20 protein-coding genes are annotated in these 20932 nt (G+C 61.2%); 9 read left to right on the forward strand and 11 right to left on the reverse strand.

The genetic code is table 11. The features are described from left to right. Positions 1 to 8: 8 nt before the first annotated feature. Both A462_RS15185 and A462_RS0132510 read right to left on the reverse strand, forming a co-directional pair. Positions 9 to 569: a fimbrial protein gene (locus tag A462_RS15185; RefSeq protein WP_023659209.1), complete on the reverse strand. Its 561-nt coding sequence runs from the start codon at positions 567 to 569 to the stop codon at positions 9 to 11. A gap of 51 nt (positions 570 to 620) precedes the next feature. Then, positions 621 to 1142 carry a fimbrial protein gene (locus A462_RS0132510; RefSeq protein ID WP_023659208.1) on the reverse strand — a complete coding sequence of 174 codons (522 nt, stop codon included), beginning with the start codon at positions 1140 to 1142 and terminating at the stop codon, positions 621 to 623. A gap of 539 nt (positions 1143 to 1681) precedes the next feature. Here A462_RS0132510 and A462_RS15180 point away from each other — a divergent pair. Together A462_RS15180 and A462_RS15175 are read left to right on the forward strand one after the other, a co-directional pair. Further along, entirely contained in the window at positions 1682 to 2230 is a 549-nt protein-coding gene (locus tag A462_RS15180; RefSeq protein WP_003216412.1) for a PadR family transcriptional regulator, read from the forward strand. Beyond that, a complete protein-coding gene (locus A462_RS15175; RefSeq protein ID WP_008435572.1) occupies positions 2227 to 2976 on the forward strand; it encodes a siderophore-interacting protein in 750 nt (249 codons plus the stop codon). The genes A462_RS15180 and A462_RS15175 overlap by 4 nt, the downstream gene beginning before the upstream one ends. A gap of 71 nt (positions 2977 to 3047) precedes the next feature. On the opposite strand, the gene A462_RS15170 is transcribed toward A462_RS15175, so the two are convergent. Both A462_RS15170 and A462_RS15165 read right to left on the reverse strand, forming a co-directional pair. After that, positions 3048 to 3689, reverse strand: a complete 642-nt coding sequence (locus tag A462_RS15170) for a Pr6Pr family membrane protein (protein WP_008435574.1) — start codon at positions 3687 to 3689, stop codon at positions 3048 to 3050. A gap of 1 nt (position 3690) precedes the next feature. Continuing rightward, positions 3691 to 3927 carry a VF530 family DNA-binding protein gene (locus A462_RS15165; protein ID WP_003216406.1) on the reverse strand — a complete coding sequence of 79 codons (237 nt, stop codon included), beginning with the start codon at positions 3925 to 3927 and terminating at the stop codon, positions 3691 to 3693. A 378-nt stretch (positions 3928 to 4305) separates the two neighbouring features. Between A462_RS15165 and A462_RS15160 the strand changes: the two genes are divergently transcribed. Then, complete coding sequence (locus tag A462_RS15160; protein ID WP_003216404.1) at positions 4306 to 6324, forward strand: TonB-dependent receptor; 2019 nt, start codon at positions 4306 to 4308, stop codon at positions 6322 to 6324. A gap of 142 nt (positions 6325 to 6466) precedes the next feature. On the opposite strand, the gene A462_RS15155 is transcribed toward A462_RS15160, so the two are convergent. Beyond that, positions 6467 to 8491, reverse strand: a complete 2025-nt coding sequence (locus tag A462_RS15155; protein ID WP_008435576.1) for a c-type cytochrome — start codon at positions 8489 to 8491, stop codon at positions 6467 to 6469. Between the two features lie 223 nt (positions 8492 to 8714). Here A462_RS15155 and A462_RS15150 point away from each other — a divergent pair, with 223 nt between their 5' ends. From A462_RS15150 to A462_RS15135, 4 genes are all read left to right on the forward strand, one after another. Then, the gene (locus tag A462_RS15150) at positions 8715 to 9917 is read left to right on the forward strand and encodes a pyridoxal phosphate-dependent aminotransferase (protein WP_008435577.1); all 1203 of its coding nucleotides are present in this window, start codon (positions 8715 to 8717) and stop codon (positions 9915 to 9917) included. Positions 9918 to 9956: 39 nt separating this feature from the next. Next, positions 9957 to 10442, forward strand: coding sequence for a GNAT family N-acetyltransferase (locus A462_RS15145; RefSeq protein ID WP_008435578.1), 486 nt, complete (start codon positions 9957 to 9959; stop codon positions 10440 to 10442). A gap of 69 nt (positions 10443 to 10511) precedes the next feature. After that, positions 10512 to 11009 (forward strand): hypothetical protein, encoded by a 498-nt coding sequence (locus A462_RS15140; RefSeq protein ID WP_008435579.1) that lies wholly within the window; start codon positions 10512 to 10514, stop codon positions 11007 to 11009. Positions 11010 to 11082: 73 nt separating this feature from the next. Further along, a complete protein-coding gene (locus A462_RS15135) occupies positions 11083 to 11787 on the forward strand; it encodes a hypothetical protein (protein WP_003216395.1) in 705 nt (234 codons plus the stop codon). Between the two features lie 122 nt (positions 11788 to 11909). Here A462_RS15135 and ptaA read toward each other — a convergent pair whose 3' ends face one another. The 5 genes from ptaA to glyA form a co-directional block, all read right to left on the reverse strand. Further along, on the reverse strand, positions 11910 to 12995 hold the full coding sequence (gene ptaA, locus A462_RS15130; RefSeq protein WP_008435580.1) for a pyoverdine biosynthesis transaminase PtaA: 1086 nt from the start codon (positions 12993 to 12995) through the stop codon (positions 11910 to 11912). Between the two features lie 149 nt (positions 12996 to 13144). After that, complete coding sequence (locus tag A462_RS15125; RefSeq protein WP_008435581.1) at positions 13145 to 14587, reverse strand: c-type cytochrome; 1443 nt, start codon at positions 14585 to 14587, stop codon at positions 13145 to 13147. 3 nt (positions 14588 to 14590) lie between these two features. Continuing rightward, complete coding sequence (locus A462_RS15120; RefSeq protein ID WP_008435597.1) at positions 14591 to 16180, reverse strand: GMC family oxidoreductase; 1590 nt, start codon at positions 16178 to 16180, stop codon at positions 14591 to 14593. A gap of 14 nt (positions 16181 to 16194) precedes the next feature. Beyond that, positions 16195 to 16731, reverse strand: a complete 537-nt coding sequence (locus tag A462_RS15115; protein WP_023659207.1) for a sugar dehydrogenase complex small subunit — start codon at positions 16729 to 16731, stop codon at positions 16195 to 16197. A 256-nt stretch (positions 16732 to 16987) separates the two neighbouring features. Beyond that, positions 16988 to 18343 carry a serine hydroxymethyltransferase gene (glyA, locus tag A462_RS15110; protein WP_008435606.1) on the reverse strand — a complete coding sequence of 452 codons (1356 nt, stop codon included), beginning with the start codon at positions 18341 to 18343 and terminating at the stop codon, positions 16988 to 16990. A 278-nt stretch (positions 18344 to 18621) separates the two neighbouring features. Between glyA and A462_RS15105 the strand changes: the two genes are divergently transcribed. Next, complete coding sequence (locus A462_RS15105) at positions 18622 to 19227, forward strand: helix-turn-helix transcriptional regulator (RefSeq protein WP_003216382.1); 606 nt, start codon at positions 18622 to 18624, stop codon at positions 19225 to 19227. Further along, complete coding sequence (locus A462_RS15100) at positions 19214 to 20110, forward strand: queuosine precursor transporter (protein ID WP_003216380.1); 897 nt, start codon at positions 19214 to 19216, stop codon at positions 20108 to 20110. Before A462_RS15105 ends, A462_RS15100 begins: the two co-directional genes overlap by 14 nt. Before the next feature lie 112 nt (positions 20111 to 20222). On the opposite strand, the gene queC is transcribed toward A462_RS15100, so the two are convergent. After that, the gene (gene queC / locus A462_RS15095) at positions 20223 to 20915 is read right to left on the reverse strand and encodes a 7-cyano-7-deazaguanine synthase QueC (protein WP_003216378.1); all 693 of its coding nucleotides are present in this window, start codon (positions 20913 to 20915) and stop codon (positions 20223 to 20225) included. Between the last annotated feature and the right edge of the window lie 17 nt (positions 20916 to 20932).

Here is a 20932-nt window from a genome sequence, read left to right on the forward strand (position 1 = left end):
CTCAATCTTCAAAAGTATTCCAACTTGAACCGCACTGCCGCGCGGTGAGCCCCTGCCAACAGCGGCACTCCGTTGCCCACCAGGCGGAGCCTGTAATGAAGTGTCATGTCGCCATCAACCACCGGCAGCAGCGCCATCGGCACTCCCGGCACACTCACCTGGCCAGCGGCGTCCTCAATATGGAAAGCAACCCCCTGCGAGGCCCCAAAGGCCGCAAAGGTGCGCCCGCCCATATCGCTGGGCCCGTCGAACGTCACGCGAAGATGCTCCCAGTCCGGCAGCGTTTCGCCGGGGCGCAGCGGGTCGGGACGCGTCACGGTGCAGTTGACCAGCCGTAGCTGGAACGGCTGCATTTGCCCCGCGCCCTCTCGCAACAGGCGGCCGATGGGTTCGGGAGGCATGTCGATGGTCTGATCGGCAGTGACCGCTTCCAGCCCGCAGGCCGAGTCGATGATCTCGCCTCCCAGCGTGACGAGCCCATCGCCTTGCACACGCGTCTGCGCGGCATCACAAGGGCTGATGAACAACGTCAATGAAGAGGCAATAGCGAGACTTATGAATGTTTTCACCTTGATCTCCCGCCAGTTTTCCCCCGCCACCAGTGGTGGCGGGGGAAACACTTACTGATAAGCCAAGGTGAAGTTGGTGACCGCGCTGAAATCACCAGGAACGATGTCGCCTGTCGCCTGGCCTTGTACGTAGGCGCCGAACTGCAGGGTGTTATTACCGGCAACAATGGCCTGCGGAGTGGTTGGCACGCCCAGCTCAATCGCTTTGCCGCCGTGGGTCATCATGATGCCGATGCCGCCCGCGCTGCCGACCGTGCCGATGCCGCCAGGCACAACGCTGGACGGTGCACCGGTGAAGGTAGTGGTCACGGTGTTATCGGTGAGGCCAGACAGGTCGCACCCTTCAAGCTCGATCGCCACGGGGCGGGCGGTGGACTTGCCGCCGGATTGCAACTGATGCTTTGCAATAGCGCCAAGTGCAACTGACTGATCCACAGACTCAGGCTTGATAGAGCAAGCACCCGAATGGACCGAACCGGTAAATGTAATCGTCCCGTCCGCCGCATTAGCAACAGAGATCGAACCCGCCAACAGGCCGACAGTCAACAGCGCAGCTTTTACTTTAGTCTTCATTTGCAGAGCTCACATGTATTAAAAATCAAAACGAAATCCTGGCTTAGTTGCGCACAGGACTTAATTAACCCAGCGCCAGAACAATTTCCCGAAGCAATGGAAATTGGATGCTTTCCAATTACTTGTATTGCAATTCAGGAGTTCGTTCGAGGCCGGGCAATTATCCATTTCGATTTTGAATATGAAAGCCGGTCGATTCGCTTATTCACGTAGCCTTGTCACACCAAGACACATAGGAAAATTATGGCACTTTGCCAAAACTTTTGAATCAACCGTAAGAAACGGACTACATCAACTTAACGAGAATGATTTAGTGCAGAACAAGTCCGTAAGAATAGGATTACATATTATAAAAAACAACAGTAATTACTGGGGCACGCCAACTAACAAGTTGGCGAATATGTCGAAAGGGTCAGTGCGCTGATCGGCCCGTTTCGAGTCCCGTCTCACAAGACGCGAGATGACCGTTCGTCTGCCGAGGTTGCGGCGGTAATAAGATATATCTTACGTTGTATCTAAACCAAACGAGAGCACCCGAAATGAGAGACCATCATTCACACCGCGACCCCGGTGACAGCCGCGACGGCTTCGACAAACGTCCAGGCCGCGAGCGCGGCGGCCGTGGCCCACGGGTCTTCGCCCCCGGCGACCTGAAACTGCTGCTGCCGGCGCTGATCGCCGAACAGCCGTGCCATGGCTACGACCTGATTCGCCGGATCGAGACCCTGTTCGACGGCGCCTACAGCCCCAGCCCCGGCGTGATCTACCCCACGCTGACCTTTCTCGAAGAAAGCGAATTGATTACCGGCGACGCCGAAGACGGAAAAAAACGCTACACAATCACCGACGCCGGTCGTCTCTTCTTAAGCGAACAGGCGGTTGCCCTCGAAGGCATTCGCATGCGCATGGATGTGAGCAAACGTTCGCTGCGGGGCCAGGACCGTCCGCCGGAAATCCACGAGGCGGTGCATAACCTGCGCCACGCCTTGCATTCGCACCACGGGCGCTGGAGCCCGGAAGAAATCGTTCGTGTCGCGGCGCTGCTCAACAGCACCGCCCAAGCCATTGCCGACGGGAAAGCTCAATGAATACCCAAGCCATCCACCGCGTGACCCACGAAATCAAACGCCGCCGCCTCGAAGTCCTGCGGGTGGTCGACATCACCCCGCGCATGCGCCGCATCACCCTGGGCGGGCCGGAACTGGCGGGCTTTATCAGCCTGGGCAGTGACGATCACATCAAGCTGCTGTTCCCACAGAACGCCGCCGAACAAGCGGCGCTGGACAGCCCCGACTTCAACCTGCGCGGCGACGGCCCGCAACCCGCCATGCGCGACTACACCCCACGCCGGTACGACCTGGACATCGGCGAGCTGGACATCGACTTCGTGCTGCATGGCGATGGCCCTGCCTCCACCTGGGCCGAGCAGGCCAAGGTCGGTCAGCACCTGCACATCGGCGGGCCGCGTGGCTCGATGATCGTGCCGGATATCTTCGACAGCTACCTGTTGATCGGCGATGAAACCGCGATTCCGGCGATTGCCCGGCGCCTGGACGAATTGCCGGCGGGGCGCAAGGTATTGGCGGTGATAGAGATCGCCAATGCGGCGGAACAGCAGCCGCTGGCCAGCGCTGCCGAAGTGGAAGTGATCTGGGTGGTGCGCGGCCAGGATGACCTGCTCGAGACGGTGCAGAACCTGACGCTGCCGGGCGGTTCGCTGTACAGCTTTGTCGCCACCGAGAGCAAGCTCTCGCGCCAGGTACGGCGGGTGCTGCTGGATACGCACAACGTCAATGAGGCATTCCTCAAGGCCGTGGGTTACTGGCAACAGTGATCCCTGTAGGAGCGAGCTTGCTCGCGAAGAACCTGAGAGCGCCGCGTTAAACCAGACACACTGCGTTATCGTTAACGTTCTTCGCGAGCAAGCTCGCTCCTACAGATTTTATCCAGCCCCACCACCCCCAGAGCAATCAGCACAAACCCCACCAGAATCCCCCCGGCATTGATGAACACCTGTGGATAACCCAGGGTGTCCACGTTAATGAACGGATACTGATACAGCCCCCACACATACCCGCGCAACAACGCATAGGCGAAGTACACCACCGGGTAAATCACCCACAGCCCGATGTGTTTGAGGCGCAGACTGCCCTTGGGCACGCACCACCACCAATACGCGACAAACACCAACGGCATCACGTCGTGCAGCAGCTCGTCCGCCACAAACTGCACCCCCGCAGGCTGCCACATGTGGCGCAACAACAGTCTGTAGGCGAGGCTGACCACGACAATGCTCACGGCAATCCCGCTGCTGACTACGGGCCCGAGGAAGAACCGGCTCGCCGCGGTTGGCCGTTGCACCCACGCATGGGTCAACACCACCGCCACCAGGGTGTTGGTGAGCACGGTGAAGAAGCTGAAGAAATTCACCAGGCCCGGCAACAGGCTGGCGCCATCGACCCAGCGGAAGTAGAAAATGATGTACTGCTGCAGCGCCAGGCCGGCCCAACCGCCGAGGGCTGCGAGGCCGATAAGGTGACGTTTCACCTCAGTCCTCGACCGGTCGCTTGGTGCGCATCAACTTCACGTACAAACCTTCGACCTTCTCACGCGCCCACGGGGTCTTGCGCAGGAACGACAGGCTCGACTTGATGCTCGGGTCACTGGAAAAACAGCGGATGTTGATGCGCTCGGCCAGGCCTTCCCATTGGTAATGCGCCACCAGCGCGGTGAGGACCTGTTCCAGGGTGACGCCGTGCAGTGGGTCTTTGTTTGTCGCGGTCATGCCGGGCCTTTTGTGCAGAAAAGAAGAAAACGAAGCCGCGCACCTTAGCGGACGGGCCGTGCGGGTGGAAGCGTTGCCTTCACTATAGGCCACTGTTCGATCGTTCCCACGCTCTGCGTGGGAATGCCGAATTGGACGCTCTGCGTCCCTCGGTCGACGCAAGTTTTAACCCTGCGCAATGGTGACGCAGAGCGTCACGGCATGCATTTCCACGCAGAGCGTGGGAACGATCAGCGTGGGAGTGATCGAGCGGGGTTTGGGAAAGTTCCCCTTGGCAGGGAAAAAAGTGATGTTATATTGTAACGATAACTATCAAAGGGTATCGAATCCCTTACCGTTTTCAGCCTTCTCTTTTTGCCGTTTGCCAAGGAACGACCGATGTCCCTCTCTTCTCTCTGGCGCCTCACCCCGCTGGCAGCCGCCCTGTTGATCACCTCCCAGGCCAACGCCCTGGAACTGCAACCTCAAGTCATCACCGGCAACCCGCTGGGCAGCGAAACCCTCGCCTCGCCCACCACCGTGCTGGAAGGCGATGACCTGACCCTGCAACAAAAAGGCAGCCTGGGTGAAACCCTGAACAAGCAGCCCGGTGTGTCGTCGTCGTACTTCGGCCCGGGGGCCAGCCGGCCGATCATTCGTGGCCAGGATGGTGACCGCATTCGCCTCCTGCGCAACGGCGTGGGCGCGCTGGATGCCTCGTCGTTGTCCTATGACCACGCCGTGCCGCTGGACCCGGTCAACGTCGACCGCATCGAAATCGTGCGCGGCCCGGCCGCCCTGCTCTATGGCGGCAGCGCCATCGGCGGCGTGGTCAATACCTTCGACAACCGCATCCCCACCGAAGCCATCGAAGGCATTCACGGGGCCGGTGAATTGCGCTACGGCGGCGCCGACACCACCCGCAGCAGCGCTGGCAAACTGGAAGCCGGCAACGGCACCTTCGCCTTGCACCTGGACGCCAGCGCGCGGGAATTCAACGACCTGAAAATCCCCGGCTTTGCCCGCAGCCGCCATGCACCGCCAAGCGACGACGGTGAAGGCAAGAACGGTCGCCTCGGCAACAGCGACGGACGCCAGGACGGTGGTGCAGTCGGCGGTTCCTACACTTGGGACGACGGTTACGCCGGGCTGTCCTACAGCAACTACGACAGCAACTACGGCTCCCCGGCCGAGCAGGACGTGCGCATCCGCATGAAGCAGGATCACTACGCCTTTGCGTCCGAAATCCGCAACCTGCAAGGCCCGTTCACCTCGGTCAAACTCGACGCCGGCTATACCGACTACAAGCACATGGAAATCGAAGGCGGCGAGACCGGCACCACCTTCAAGAACAAGGGCTATGAAGCCCGGGTGGAAGCGCGACACTTGCCGATCGGGCCGTTCAACGGCGTGGTGGGTGCCCAAGTCAGTCGCAATGAATTCTCGGCCCTGGGTGAAGAAGCCTTCGTGCCGCAGACCGATACCAACGCCGGCGCGCTGTTTATCCTCGAAGAAATGCAGGCCACCGAGCGCCTCAAGCTGAGCCTCGGCGGGCGCCTGGAACACACCAACGTCGACCCGGACGGCAAAGGCAACGCACGCTTCGCCAATGCCGACAAATCCGCCGACTTCACCGCCGGCAGCCTGTCGTCCGGCGCGGTGTACACCCTCACGCCGATCTGGTCCCTGGCCGCCACCCTCGGCTACACCGAACGTGCCCCGACCTTCTACGAGCTGTATGCCAACGGCGCTCACGTCGCCACCGGCACCTATGAACTGGGCGACGCCAACCTGTCGAAAGAAAAAGCCGTGTCCAGCGACCTGGCGCTGCGCTTCGACAACGGCACCCACAAGGGCAGCTTCGGCGTGTTCTACAGCCACTTCTCCAATTACATCGGCCTGCTGGGCAGCGGTCGCACCTTGAATGACGAAGGCGAGGAAGACGCCGGCGGCATCCCTGAGTACAAATATTCCGGTGTGCGTGCGCGTTTCGCAGGCTTTGAAGCCCAGGATCACATCAAGCTGGGGGAAGGTGCGTACGGCAAGTTCGCGCTGGAACTGTCGGGCGACTACACCCGTGCAACCAACCTGGACACGGGTGAAGCGTTGCCCCGCATTGCGCCGTTGCGTTTGAACAGCGGCCTCTTGTGGGAACTGGATCGCTGGCAGGCGCGGATTGACGTTGAACACGCGGCGGGCCAGGGCCGGGTGCCGGATAACGAAAGCGGCACCGACGGCTACACCACCTTGGGCGCCAGCGCCGGCTACCGCTTCAATGTCGGCGGCAGCCAGTGGCTGGCGTTCGTCAACGGCGAGAACCTGACGAACCAGACCGTGCGCTACGCCAGTTCGATCCTGCGGGACATCGCCCCGGCGCCGGGTCGAAGTGTGCAGGTCGGTCTGCGTACCACCTTCTAACTGACTGCACTCGGTTAAAACTGTGGGAGCGGGCTTGCTCGCGAAAGCGCAGTGTCAGTCAATACATGGGTGACTGACTCACCGTCTTCGCGAGCAAGCCCGCTCCCACATTGACTGTGCCCACTTCGAATAGGTGGTGGGGTTAGTACCGCGCATCCACGGGCTTACCCCCCTTCGGCCAGTCCTTCACCTTGTCCGGGAAATCCGGACGAGGTTGTTGGGAGAAGTACGCTGCCACATCCACCGCCTCCTGATCCGACAACCCGCCCTGCCCCAACGGGAATTTCTCGTGAAAACCGATCGGCATGTTGCGTTTGACGAACGCCGCCGCCGTGTACAGCCGCGCCATCCCCGCCCCGATATTGAACGACTGCTCGCCCCACAACGGCGGGTACACCAACTCGCCATCCGCCCGCGTCAACCCTTGGCCATTGTCGCCATGGCACACCGCGCATTGCCGGGCGTACACCTGCCTGCCATTCTGCATATCCGGCTTGATCGCCGGGTCGACCTTGCCCACCCCGCGCCCGGCGACTTTGTCTTCGGGCCTGGTGTTGTTTTTCATCCAGTCGAAGTACGCCACCATCGCCTGCATATCCGCCGATTCCGCTGGCAACGGCTTGCCATTCATCGAGCGACGGAAGCAGCCGTTGATCCGCTCTTCCAGGCTCACCACCTTGCCCGCACGCGGCGCATAGCTCGGGAAAAATGCCGAGACGCCCACAAACGGCGAACCATCCGCCACAGTGCCGGCGTTGAGATGGCAGCTGGTGCAGTTCAGCGAGTTGCCCACGTTATTGGGCAGCAGTTCCTTGGTCTGCAGGTGCAGGCGCATGCCGCGTACCACCTGATCGGCATTCGGCGCCGCCAACAATTCGGCCAGGCGTGGGGTTTCAAACGCTGACGAATCGGTGGTGACCGGGTTGAGCTGGCCGCGCATTTTCTTCACTTGGGCAGCCGTGACAGGCGTGCCTTCGTTGCCCCAACTGCTGCGCACGAAGCTGAGGATTTCAGCGATTTCCTGATCCGCCAACCGCGCAAACCCAGGCATGGTGTAGACCCGTGGATGGGCTGCGGTCTCGGCGGTTTCCCAACCGGTGAGGGTGATGTGCAGCAGTGACGTCGGGTTGTTCGAGGCAACGCTCGGGTTGCCGGCCAACGGCGGGAACAGCCCTTTCACCCCGCCGCCATCGCTGCGGTGGCAGTCACTGCAAAACTGCATGTAACCCAGGCCACCACGGCTGGTGAACAAGTCCTTGGGCGGTGCGGCGGGTTCGTGGGCCACGGCGGGCATCGGCAGGTCGTCCTTGCCCGGCGGCAGGGATTTGAGATACGTCGCGATGGCGGTCAAATCGGCATCGGTGAAGTGTTGGGTACTGTGATGAATCACATCCGCCATGTTGCCCGCGACCGTGGCAAAGCGGTTCTGCCCGGTCTTGAGCAATTGCACGGTGTCGTCCACCGTCCACAGGTTGCGCAGGCTCAAGGCGCGCCAGTGCTCGACAGTCTCACCGGCCAGGTAATGCCGGCCACTGCGGCCCGCGTCGCTCAGGGCTTTTTCCTGGAAGGCGATGCCGCGCGGGGTGTGGCACGAGCCGCAGTGGCCCAGGCCCTGGACGAGGTAGGCGCCACGGTTAAGCACGTCATCCTTCGCCGGGTCCGGCACGAATGGTTGCTTGTCGAGAAACGCCAAATTCCACAACGCCAGGCCCCAGCGCTGGTTGAACGGGAAGCCCATCTCGGCGTCCAGGTTGGGTTTGTTCACCGCCTCCACGCCCTGCATCAGGTAGGCGAACAAGGCGCGCATGTCGCCTTCACTCATCTTCGCGTAGGACGGGTAAGGCATCGCCGGGTACAGGTTCTGCCCGGCCGGCGTCACGCCTTCACGCATCACCCGGTCGAACTGCTCGAAGGTGTACTGGCCGATGCCGGTGTCACGGTCCGGGGTGATGTTGCTCGAGTAGATCGTGCCCATTGGCGTGCTCAGTTCAAGCCCGCCGGCCATTTGCGCGCCTTGCCTGGCGGTGTGGCAGGCGATGCAGTCGCCCAGTTGGGCAACGTATTTGCCCTGTTCGATCAGCGTGGGGTCGGCTTCGTTGGCGTGCAGGGGAAGGGAAAGGCACAGCACCACCCCCACAAGGCCCAGACGTGACAGGGGAAAAATCATCGCACTATTCCTTTAATAACCCGGCCTGGGGCGGTCCCCTCGGCGCAGGTCTGCAATCGTTTTTATTGGGTCATCAGGCAGATAACCGGGGCATGGCCAGCCCCAGCTTCGTTGTAGCGGATTTTTTGCGCGCGGCCCTTGATGTGGATCAGGCGGCATGTTCTACAGTGGAACTGAAATTGACTAATTGACGCGGGCATCGATGTCGGCGAGGAGAGCAAGGATGCGTTATTCACCCTTTGTGGGGCGCATTGGCGGCGAATCCGTCAGTGCCTGGGATATTCACTACGCCGCCGCCGAAGCCCAACTGCGGGGCGAAGACGTGATTGTGCTCAGTGTCGGCGACCCGGATTTCGCCACACACAGCGCGATCTGTGAAACCGCCGTGGACGCCCTGCGCGCCGGCGACACCCACTACACCCCTGTGCTCGGCCGCCCGAAACTGCGGGAAGCCATCGCGGCCCGGCAGAGCCTGCTGCAAGGGATTGCGGTGCACGCCGACAATATCGCCCTGGTCGCCGGCGCGCAGAATGGCCTGTTCGCGGCCTGCTTGTGCCTGTTCAGCCACGGCGATGAAGTGCTGGTGCCGGAGCCGATGTACCTGACCTACGAGGCCTGTGTCCAAGCCTCGGGGGCACGCATTAAAACCGTCGAACAACCGGCCGCCAACGGCTTTCGCCTGACCCGCACCGCGCTGCAAGCCGCGATTACCGACAAGACCCGGGGCATCGCCCTCGCTACACCGTGCAACCCCACCGGCAACGTCTACTGCCGCGAAGAGCTGGAAGCTGTCGCCGAAGTGGCACGCGCCCACGACCTGTGGGTGATTTGCGATGAAGTGTATGGGCAGCTCATCTATGACGATCAACACCTGAGCATCAGCGCATTACCCGGCATGGCCGAGCGTACGGTGGTGCTCAACAGCCTGTCGAAAAGCCACGCCATGACTGGCTGGCGGGTAGGCTGGGTGGCAGGCCCGCCCACGTTGATCAGCCATCTGGAGAACTTGCTGCTGTGCATGATTTACGGCCTGCCAGGGTTTATCCAGGCGGCGGCGCTCAAGGCACTGGAACTGGATGAGGCCTTGGTCAGCGATGCCCGTGCGGTGTATCGGCGCCGGCGTGACCTGGTGGTGAACGCGTTGAGTGCGATCAGCGAGCTGGACTGCCGAGTCCCCCAGGCGGGCATGTTCATGCTGGTGGACGTACGCCGCACCGGGCTCAGCGGCCGGGAATTCGCCTGGCAACTGTATCGCCAGACCGGCGTATCGGTGCTTGACGCCCAGGCGTTTGGCCCCAGCGCCGAAGGGTTTGTGCGGGTTTCGTTTACCGTCGCCGATGACACCCTCAGGGAGGCTTGCCAGCGCATTGCCGGCTTCGTCGAAGGGCTTGGGGCCGACGCCGCGCCTTTACGTGATCGCCGATAACGGGCATAAAACGCCCTTTGCCCCGTTCGAAGGACTGCCATGTCTCAAGGATTGACCTATCGCCAGGCGCACCTGGATGACCTGCACACCCTGTGCGTGCTGGGCCAGCCGCTGAACCGCCTGCACCACCAGGAACGGCCCGATATCTACCGTGACGCCACCGACCAGGTGGAGCGCGACCAGTCCCATTGGCGGCCCTGCCTGACCAGCCGGGTTCAGGCGGTGTTTCTTGCCGAGCAGCACGGCGTTGGTGTTGGATTTATCACCGCGCAAATCATCGAGACCGCCAGCCCGTTGTTGCAGCCGCTGCGTGTTGCCAGGATCGGCTCGATCTGCGTGCTGGAGGCACACCGCGGCCAGGGCATTGGCCGTGAACTGATGGCGCTCGCCGAACGCTGGGCCATCCGCCAGGGCGCCCGGGATTTGCGCCTGACCGTCTGGGCCTTCAACGAACCGGCGCAGCGGCTGTACGAGGAATTGGGCTACGAAAAACGCGCCTTCGAAATGGGCAAGCGCCTCGGTTAAATCGATGGACAAGCCACGCGCGGCCCGGCGAATATCGACGCCCAACTTCATCAGGCACGGACGCTGACCATGCTCGACATTCTTCAGGGCACGCCCCTTTGGGTGTACGCCGTTTATCTGTGGATCTGCTGGTACGGGATCAAAGCCACCCGCGGCAGCCGCGAAAACCACCGGTCACTGGTTATCCTGCCGGTGGTGCTGGTGATCTGGTCGCTGTTGTCCATTGAGCATTCAACGCTGTCGATCGGTTGCTGGCTGGGCGGTGCCGCCGTGGGTTGCCTGGTGGCGATGGCGATGTTCACCGCCAAGGGTGCAAGCCTCGATGGCCACACGCTGGTGCTGCCCGGCACCTGGAAAATCCTGCTGATCTCCCAACTGTTCTTCGCCGTGAAGTATTACCTCGGTTACCAGCACGCCGTGCACCCGTTGCTGTCGAGCACCGCGCCAATGCTGGCCCTGGCGGGCGGGGCTTCGGGTTTTACCGTTGGGCTGTTTTGCGGGCGGGCGATCAAGCTGCAGCGGGCGTTGGCATCATTCAACCGGGATGAGGGCATTGTGCTGCCTTGACCTGATCCCCCTCCCCGCTGAAAATGCGCGACGCTTTTCCCGTCTCCCCGTTTACTGAAGTAGTGAAATTTCAATGTCTGATTCCCGCACCGAAGAATCCGTAGTCGCCTTGCAATCCAAAGCTGAATACGAAAACGCCATCAATCTTTCACAGCACGTGCCGGCGGCCAAGACCATCAGTGAAATGGTGCTGGACGCGTTCCACACCTCCAAGGAAAGCGACCAGATCCGCGAGCTGCGCGTGGCCATCCGCCAGGCCCACGACGCTTTCGACGACGACAAGGCCTACGACCTGATGGGCGAGCTCAAGCAGCTCAAGGACGCCGAAGCCGCCGACAACGCCGCCCTCGAAGACCTGAACAGCAAGTTCTCCATCAGCCGCATCCTGTCCAGCTTCAAGGACGACCCGGAGTTCCAGGAGCTGGTCTACGGCCTGGCCCTCAAGGTGCTGAACCAGACCCACCAGGCCATCAGCAACCCGAGCGCCGGCAAAGGCAAGGCTTCCCGCCCGAAGAAGGAAGTGGAAGTGTTCGCCATCAGCAAGGACGGCATCAGCGTCACCCTGCCGCTGCGTTCGCCGCGCTCCAAGCCGAACGTCGACCGTGAGGCGTTTGAATTCCTCGGCTTTACCTTTGTCGGTGAAGGTGACGAGGCGGAACTGGAAGTTGAAACCTTTGTGGATAACTCGGGCGCCGAGCAGCCACTGACGCGTAAAAGCATCATCACCGCGCTGCAGCAGCAGACGGCGTTTGAGGGCTACAGCATCGCCCAGCAGTAACTCGATCTAAATGTGGGAGCGGGCTTGCTCGCGAAGACGGTGGGTCAGTCACGTATGCATTGACTGACACTCCGCTTTCGCGAGCAAGCCCGCTCCCACATTTGACCTGCGTCGCAGCGAATTCAGCCTACGACTTGAGCCGCAAACACCTCGCGAAACCGCTTCATCTCATCAGCGTTGCCCACGGTGACCCGCACCCACTGCGGCCAGTTTTGCCACACGCGCCCAATCTTCACGCCCTGCTCGCCCAGCCGCTCGATGACCTGTTCCGCCGGACGGCGCACATCAATCATGAAGCAGTTGCTGTGAGACGCCGTGCAGGTGAATCCGCGGCTTTTTAGCCAGGCCACCGTCTCATCCCGCAACCGGGTATTGAGCGCCTTGCGCGCCGGCACCAGTTGCGTATCCGCAAGGCTGGCGCGGGCGGCCAGCAGGCTGGCGGCCGCCGGCACGTTGTCCCCGCCAAACACCGCCAGTTGTTCCAGCAGCTGCGGATGACCGATCGCAAGCCCCAGGCGTGCGCCGGCCAGGCCATAGATTTTCGAGAACGTGCGCAGCACCAGCAAGTCATCATGGTCCTTGACCCACGCCACACAACTGGGTGCGTCACTGAAGTCGATGTAGGCCTCGTCCACCAGCAAAATGCTGCCCTGGGGTTTGCGCGCCAGTGCCTGTTCGATGGCCTTGGCGGGTGTGAGGGTGCCGGTGGGATTGTTCGGGTTGCAGAGGTAGATCAGGCCGGGCTGGCGGTCCACGGTGAGCATGGCGGGAAGGTCATGGGCGTGATCGGCGGTGAGATCGACTTCGTGCACCCTGGCCTTTCGCGATTCGGCAGCCTGGCGCGGTACTTCGTAGGAAGGCGTGGCCATCACCAGGCTGCGGGTTTCGCTGGTAAACGCCAGCACCGCGTAGCGCAACGCAGCCATGGAGCCGGCGAACACCGCCACCTGTTCCTCCAGAATGCCCTGCTGCTGGGCAAATTGTTCAACCAGCGCGTACATGTCCGGGTACGGGTAGCGCCCCGAGGTGGCGATGCCGCGCTGCATGGCCTGCCGCGCAGCCGGCGAGGGCCCGTAGGGGCTTTCGTTGTAGTTGAGCAGCACCTCGGGCGCCGCCACGGCGGGGCTTGCCTCAGCCCAGTCCAGGCGACCCAGCAACGGCAAGGCCGCGCCCAGTGCGATCAGGGAACGACGACTCACGTTGACCATGAAGACCTCTCCTTGTCGGCTCGCAGCTTCAGGTGCGGGATTCGCCCCCGTTCCTGCAATTGGGTATGACGAGGAAAACAGCCGGTGATTTACCCAACCAACAATAAGCCCCGCACTTCATACCGAAGGCGGGGCTTTTGCGTTTCCGGCTAGTTGGAATGAAAACGCCGGTTCAACGCGATCCGCTTGGCCTCCACTGCCCGCAGGTGTTGGTGGTGACGGCGCCACAGCAACAGCACGATGATCAGCACCAGCACCACCAGGCCACCGCCCCACAGCAGGTACGGCATGGCCGTGATCAACAACGGCGCATCCCCACCGCGACGCAGGCTGGTGACTTCTTCGGAACTGACGCTCAGCGCCGGGTTGCCGAAGGTGTGCAGGCTGTAGTTGGCGATGGCGGCGATTTGCGCGTCGTTCAGGTCACCGCCCAGGGCCGGCATGCTCACGGCGCCGTCGGCACCTTTGCGGTCGATGCCCGCGATGATCGCCATCACCAGGTTGTTGGCCTGGTTGCCGTTGAGCGCGGTGTTGAGGCTCAGGGACGGGTAGAACTTGTCAGCCGAGCCCTGGCCATCGCGACCGTGGCAGCTGGAGCAGGCCGAGTTGTAGAGGCGTGCGCCATCCAGTCCGGTGGCGTCGGCCAGTGAGGCTTGATCGCCCTGGCCGGTTTCCAGGGTGCTCATGTCCACCGGCTTGACGTCACGCACCACCCGCTCGGTTTGCCCGGGATCGCGGATCGGCGGCACGCTGTGCAGGTAGGCGGCCATGGCATGCAGGTCGCTGTCGCTGAGGTAGCGGAAGCTGTTTTCCACGGCTTCGGCCATGCCGCCCGCGGCTTGGGCCTTGTCGGCGAGGTGACCGTTTTTCAGGAAGTTGACCAGGTCGTCCTCGCTCCAGTCCCCCAGCCCGCTGACCTTGTCGGAGGTGATGTTGGGCGCGACCCAGCCACCCAGTTTCGCACCGGCCAGGTACTGGCTGTTGTCCTCGGCCATCAAGGCGTTACGTGGGGTGTGGCAGGCGCCGCAGTGGGCGAGGTTGTCCACCAGGTACTGGCCACGGCTGGTCTGTTCGGTGGCGCCGGGCTTGGGCACGAAACCCTGGCTGTCGAGGAACACCAGGTTCCAGCCGAACATCAGTTGGCGGATGTTGAACGGGAACGCCAGGTGCGTTTCCGGCACCGGCTGGTCCACGGCTTTGACGCCCTGTTGCAGGTACACATACAAGGCGTGGATGTCGTCATCGCTCATGCCCTGGTAAGAGGTGTAGGGCATCGCCGGGTACAGGTGCTGGCCCTTGGCGTTGATGCCTTTGCGCAAGGCGTCCGCCAGTTGTTGCTCGGTGTAGTCGCCGATGCCGTAGGCCTTGGACGGGGTGATGTTGCTGGAGATAATCTTGCCCATGGGCGAGTCGATCACATACCCGCCGGCCAGCGGCGCGCCGCCATTCTCGGCGGTACGGTGGCAGGCTTCGCAGTCGCCGGCACGGGCGACATACGCACCTTTCTGGATCAGCGCGGCAGTGTCTTCAGCGGCAAACACCGGCAACGCGGTGAGCAGCAAGGCCAGCAATGGAAATTTAAGCAATCCCATGACCTAGACCTCCCGCGCAATGATGTCGGCCATACGGATACTCAGCGCCACGCCGGCCAGGGTCGGGTTGATGGTGCCGGAGGCCGGTATCACCCCGGTGGTGGCGAGAAACAGGTTGGCGTGGTCGTGGGTGCGGCACTCGTGGTTGACCACCGAATCCTTGGGGTTGGCGCCCATGATCACGGTGCCCATCAGGTGGTCGCGGTTCTGGTAGCCGGTGTTGTCTTCCACCACCGTGCCGCCCATCAGTTGCACGAAGTGCGCATAGTCTTCAGTGACGCCGGCCTTGGCCGCCTTCACGTAGTCGCCCACCTCGTAGTTGACCACCAGCATCGGAATGCCCAGGGCGTCCTTGCGGGTGCGGCTCGGGCGCACGGTGTTGGTCTGCAATGGCAGGGTTTCATACACGGTAGAGACGTCGACCCAACGCGCCGCATCGTGGCGGATGCGTTCGTCCAGCTCCTTGCCGTACACCCCCTGGGCGATCAGCCGCTTGGCCACGGCAATGTTCGGCACGTTGTTGGAGATCGAGTGTTTGACCGAGGCCCGTTCCTTGCGGAACTCGCCGTCGCGGCGGTTGAAAATCCCGCCCTGCTGCACCGCGCCGCGTCCCGGCCACAACGGCTCGTCGGCGATAAATTGCAGGCCCTGGCCGGTGTGGTCCATCAGGTTGCGACCGACCTGGTCGGAGGAGTTGGCCACCTCGGAAATCAGCAGCAGCTTGGGGGTTTCCAGGCCGTGGGCGGCAACGATGAAGTACTTGGCAGTGAGCCGCACATCGGCGCCGGTGGAGCTGCGGTAATGGATGGCGACGATCTTGTCGTCCGCGCCTTTTTCCAGCTTGTAGGCGGTGGCGTCGGTGATCAGCTTGGCGCCGGCCTGTTCCGCATGGCGGGCGTGCACGTCGCCGCTGTACATCGCGCCGATGGGGCAGACCGGCATGCAGTTGTTGTTGCCGCTGCACGCCGGGCGCCCGTCGTAGGGTTCAGTGGCACGGCCATTGGGCTCATGGATAAAGTGATACCCCGCCGGTGCCATGCGTTCGCGCAGGCGCTGGAACAGGTAGGTATCACCTTCCGGCGCCATCGGGTACGGGCTGGAGCGCGGCGGGAACGCGCCGCCGCCCTGCCCGCTCTGGTCCTGGGTGTCACTGCCGCATACGCCCAGGGCAATTTCCGCACGCACGTAATAGGGTTCCAGCTCGCTGTATTCCAGCGGCCAGTCGCGACCTACGCCGTAGAGCGTCTTGAGTTTCATATCGTTGGGCAAGTAACGCCAGCACGCTGCCGCCCAGTGCCAGGTGGTACCGCCCACCAGTTTCAACATGCCGGGGCGGAACTCGAAAGAACCGGTGTTCTCGATGTATTGCTCATCATAAGAATGATGGGCCCACGGTTCATTCGGATAGGGTGAGTTGTAATTGCCCTTGTTCGACGAATTACGGAAGTTCTCGACTATCTTCCAGCGGGGAATATGTTCACCGGCTTCCAGAATAATCACTGACTTGCCGTGCCTGGCCAATTCAAATGCTGCGTTACTGCCTAATGCGCCGGAGCCAACCACAATGACATCGGCGTCAAAATCCTGATTCATAAAAGTGCCTTGTCTTAGTCGTTGGCCAGCGTGGCCGGAGGATTGACCCAGTAATTGGTTTTTCCCCGGGAGTACGTCGGGATCACCGTGGCGTCCGCGGTCGGCGCATAGGCCAGGGCGCCGGTGAAGGTGACCAGGCGCGTGCCGTCGGTGGCGCGCAGGGACACCGGCGTGCCGGTGTAGCCCAGGTACCAGGCGGAGACGATTTTCTGCGTCGTGTCCTTGATCACCGGGTCGGCGTAGAACGGGCTGCCGGACAACTGGCCGACGTTGCGCAAGTGATGCTGGCCAACCTTGCTCCACAAGGCTTTGATCTTCTCGGGGAATGCAGGGTCGTTCCGGGTGCACTGAGCCAGGATGCGCAAGGACAAGGCGGCATCCAGGTTCGAGCGTTCGAGGAGGAACATCGACAGTTGGCGGAAGGATTCAATGTCGTCGCTGGCGGCGCTGCTGACTTCCTGCGCCAGCGCGGCACCTGCCCACAGCGGGGCAAACAGGCCAGCACCGGTCAAGGCTGCGCCTGAATACAGGAGTTTTCTTCGGGTTATCACGGGATATCTCCTCATGAGTCGAACAACTATCGGCGCACGGGCCTAGTTCGACTTCACTGCAAAAGGCTGAGTACTTCGTTCACGGAGGTTGAACGGACTTTAAGAGCCCTTTTTATAACTGCCAGGAGAACGCCAAGCTGTCGTGCAGCTTGTTAATGATGAGAATGAGCAACAACGCGACCGTCTATAACAGCCGCTTAAACACCGTACAGCAATTTATCCTGCAATAACATGAAACATCCATTTGGATGTTTGCTCAGTTGTGCAGGTAATCCGCGAGGGGATACTTCGCGCACAAGGCTTGAGCCTGCAAGCGCAGTGATTCCTGTGCATTCGGATCCAGGGTGAACTTGTGCTCGTTGAGGGGCGTGACCGCATCGAGTACCCGGCACACCAGTTCGACGACCTGCCGACATCCATCGGCGTCGAGCTGGCGTTGCGCCAGGGAGCCGGTGCCGATACACAACCCGCCAGCGACGAATGATGGTCGCGTCTCTCCCGGTGCGCGATGCTTGTCCACGATGATGCCGCACTGCTCCAGCGCCGCCTGGGCGATGGCGCCGGTGATGCCGCCACGCAAGCGAATCAGCACCGAGTGGTTTTCACTGCGCCCGCCCACCACCTCGTAGTCACAGGCCTGGAACGCGTTGGCCAGTTCGTCGGCCGTGGTGCGAATACGCGCCATCCAGGCGTCGAAATCCGCGGACATGGCGTAGCCGAACGCCGCCGCCTTTGCCGCGATCATGTTGAAGGCCGGTGCGCCCTGCATTCGTGGGAACACGGCTTGATCGAGGAGCCGGCTGAAGCTGGTCTTAAGGCCCGGCACCTTGGTTTCGGCGTCGCGACCGGAAAGGATCAGGCCGCCACGCGGGCCGCCCAGTTGTTTATGGGTGCACAGCGTAGTGACGTGGGCTGCGTCGATCGGGCTCGGATGGCGCCCGGTGGCGACCAGGCCGGCGATGGTCGAAATGTCCGCCAGCAGGATCGACCCGGCTTCGTCGGCAATCCCACGCAAGCGCGCGAAATCAATGGTGTGCGAGTAGGCCGTCGCCCCGCAGATGATCACGCGCGGGCGATGGGCCAGCGCCAGTGTGCGCACCTGGTCGTAGTCGATAACACCCTTGGAGGTAGTGCCGTACCTGAGCGCCTTGTAGTTCGCGCCAGTGAACGCGACGGGGCTGGCGTGGCTCAGATGCCCGCCGTGATCGGGGGCCATGCCGAGCACGGTGTCTCCCGGCTCCAGCAAGGCCGCCAGTACCTGATAGTTGGCAGTCGACCCCGAGTGTGATTGCACGCCGGCGTATTGCGCACCGAACAGCTCACGCGCTCGGCGCACAGCCAGGGCTTCGACCCGGTCGGCATTCTCGCAGCCGGCGTGATGACGCCAGCCGGGCGTGCCCTCGGCGGTCACGTTGACCAGCAGCGAGGCGGACGCCGCCAGGATATTCGGCCTCACTGCGCAGGACGAAGCGGCCAGCGACAGCGTCTGGTGTTGGCGCGTGACTTCCGCATCCAGCAACCCTGCCAGCTCCGCGTCTTCTGCCCGTAGATCCGCCAGCCCTCGTTGCAGCAGGTCGGCCTGGTGGGTAAGTGGTTGCGTGTCGACTGCCATTGTCCTGTGTTCCTTCCCTGAAAATCCCGTGCGCCTTTCCGTTGGGCGCAGGGCAATTAAGCAGAAAAATGAACATTTTCCAAATTAAATGATTCTTTTTGGCTGAGCATAGGGGGACAAGACGCGGTTTTTCCTGGCTGAATGCTGGCCAATCGCCAAAAAACTGATCACGGTCTTTATTCTTGTGGCAGGCGCATGCAACACTTCGCGCCGCGGCGAAGCACGCACCCCAGCGCAACATGGACGCTCTGTGTAGAACATAAGGAAGTGGTGGGCATTTGATTCACAGAAAAGAACGCACCGAGTATTTGAAGAGCAATATCAAATACCTGATCAAGAGCCGCGGAGAGACGCAGCTGTCGTTGTGCAATGCGGCCGGCCTGACCAGAACCACGATCTACAACATTCTGGAAGGCAAGGTCGTCAACGTACAGCAGTCCACCATCCGCAAGATCTCGGATTTCTTCGGCGTTTCCTATGAAGAAATCGAGACCCTCGACTTCGAAGAAAAAGAGATCATCGACAGCAGTATTTCCCCCCAGGGCAACATGAACCCTGCTGCCGTGCCGATCATCAAGCAAAGCCAGGTCATGGCGAGCATGGACAAGCGCATTGGCGAACTCGCCACGCTGTACCCGCTGACCTACTACTTCGGCACTTCCTACAACTTGATAGCCGTGCTGCTGGAACATGCGATTGCCGGCGTCAACGAGCCGGGCGATTTGTTGATCGTGCAGAAAGGGACGTCGAGCGACGACAAGGAAAAGTTGGTGTACGACAGGCTCAGCAAAAAACTATTTATCACGGATCAAGCGTGTGTCAGCTCGGATCGTATCTGTGTGGTGGGAGATATCATCGAGGAGCGCTTCAATGACAACGTATGAGCACGAAGTCGAAAACAGCAAATACAAGTTGCTGGGGTTCGAGAATGACAAGAGCCTGGCGGTGATCATGGTGATCGCCACGGGCAAGATCATTCGGATAAAGCTGAGCGAAGTGCTGAACAGCGAAATCATGGACAATTTAAATAAAATGGAAGTCAAGAACATGTACAAGAAGTTCTACTCACAGGGAGGAGCGCTGACCGCGTACGACCTCAACGACCGCAACGAGAACTCATGGATGATTTACATCATCCTGAACCTGCTGCTCTTTACGTTCTATATCTTCACCAGCATCGCCGCGACCAAACCTATCTACCTGGAGTCTCTGGGCATTATCGTCACGCCCGGCACGTTCCTTTACCCGCTGACGTTTCTGATCGTGGACTTGCTCAACGAACAATTCGGCCTGCGGCTGGCGAGACGGGCCATCCTGTTTGCGTTTGCCAGTAACGCGATGATCATCATCCTGCTCTACGGCTCGACCTTCCTCCCCGGCTTGCCAGGCTGGAAGCTCGACGGGCCTTACAACGACGTGATCATCCAGGTGTCGTCGGTGCTCATCGCCTCTTCGGTTTCGTTCCTGGTGTCGGAGAACATCAACTCGTACCTGCTGTGCAAGATCAAGGAGCTGACCAATTCCAGGTACCTGTTCCTGCGGATTTTCCTGAGTACGTTCTTCGCGGTGATCATCGACAGTTTCCTGTTCTGCTTCATCGCGTTCTACGGCGCCATGCAGACCAGCGACATCCTGAACATGATCTACGTGCAGATCGCGATCAAGGTTTGCTTTGCCTTCTTCAACATCCTGCCGGCCTATGGCGCCCGCTCGCTGTTCAAGCGCTACATCACGGGCGATACCCAGGCCCAACCACACGCCAGCTGATGATCGTTCCCACGCTCTGCGTGGGAATGCCGCGTTGGACGCTCCGCGTCCGCCTTTGTGACGCGGAGCGTCATGGGATGCGTTCCCACGCGGAGCGTGGGAACGATCGACATCACGCCAGTTTGCTTTTCAGGCTCTGCATGACGGCTGCCTTGTTTTCGAGGTAGTCGTTCAGGCCACGTGCGCGAAGGTTGCACGCGTCGCAGTTGCCACAACCCGTGCCGATAATGCCGTTGTAGCAGGTCAGGGTCTGGTTGCGGATCAGGTCCAGCTGCTGGTGATCGTCCGCCAGGGCCCAGGTCTCGGCCTTGTTCAGCCACATCAACGGCGTTTCCAGGCGTACGTCGTATTCCATGCCCAGTTGCAGCGCTTTGTTCAGCGCCTTGACGAACTCGTCCCGGCAATCGGGATAGCCGGAGAAGTCGGTTTCACACACCCCGGTGATCACCGTTTCCGCCTTGACCTGGTAGGCGTAGATCGCCGCGAGGGTCAAAAACAGAATGTTCCTGCCAGGCACGAATGTGCTCGGCAAACTCTCGCCCGAGCTGTTCACCGTGGGTACCGGAATGTTGTCGCGGGTCAGGCTGCTGATGGCCAGCTCGTTCAACAGCGACACGTCCATCACTTTGTGAACGGTGGCGCCCAGCTGTTTGGCGAGTTTCTGTGCGACTTCGATTTCCGCCACATGGCGCTGGCCATAATCGAAGGTAATGCAGTGCACCTCGTCATACAGCGCCAGTGCCTGGATCAGGCAGGTGGTCGAATCCTGCCCACCACTGAATACGATAACGGCTTTTTTACTCATCACGCTGCTTCCTGCAT

The sequence above is a fragment of the Pseudomonas sp. Ag1 genome, assembly GCF_000278565.1.
GTDB lineage: Bacteria > Pseudomonadota > Gammaproteobacteria > Pseudomonadales > Pseudomonadaceae > Aquipseudomonas.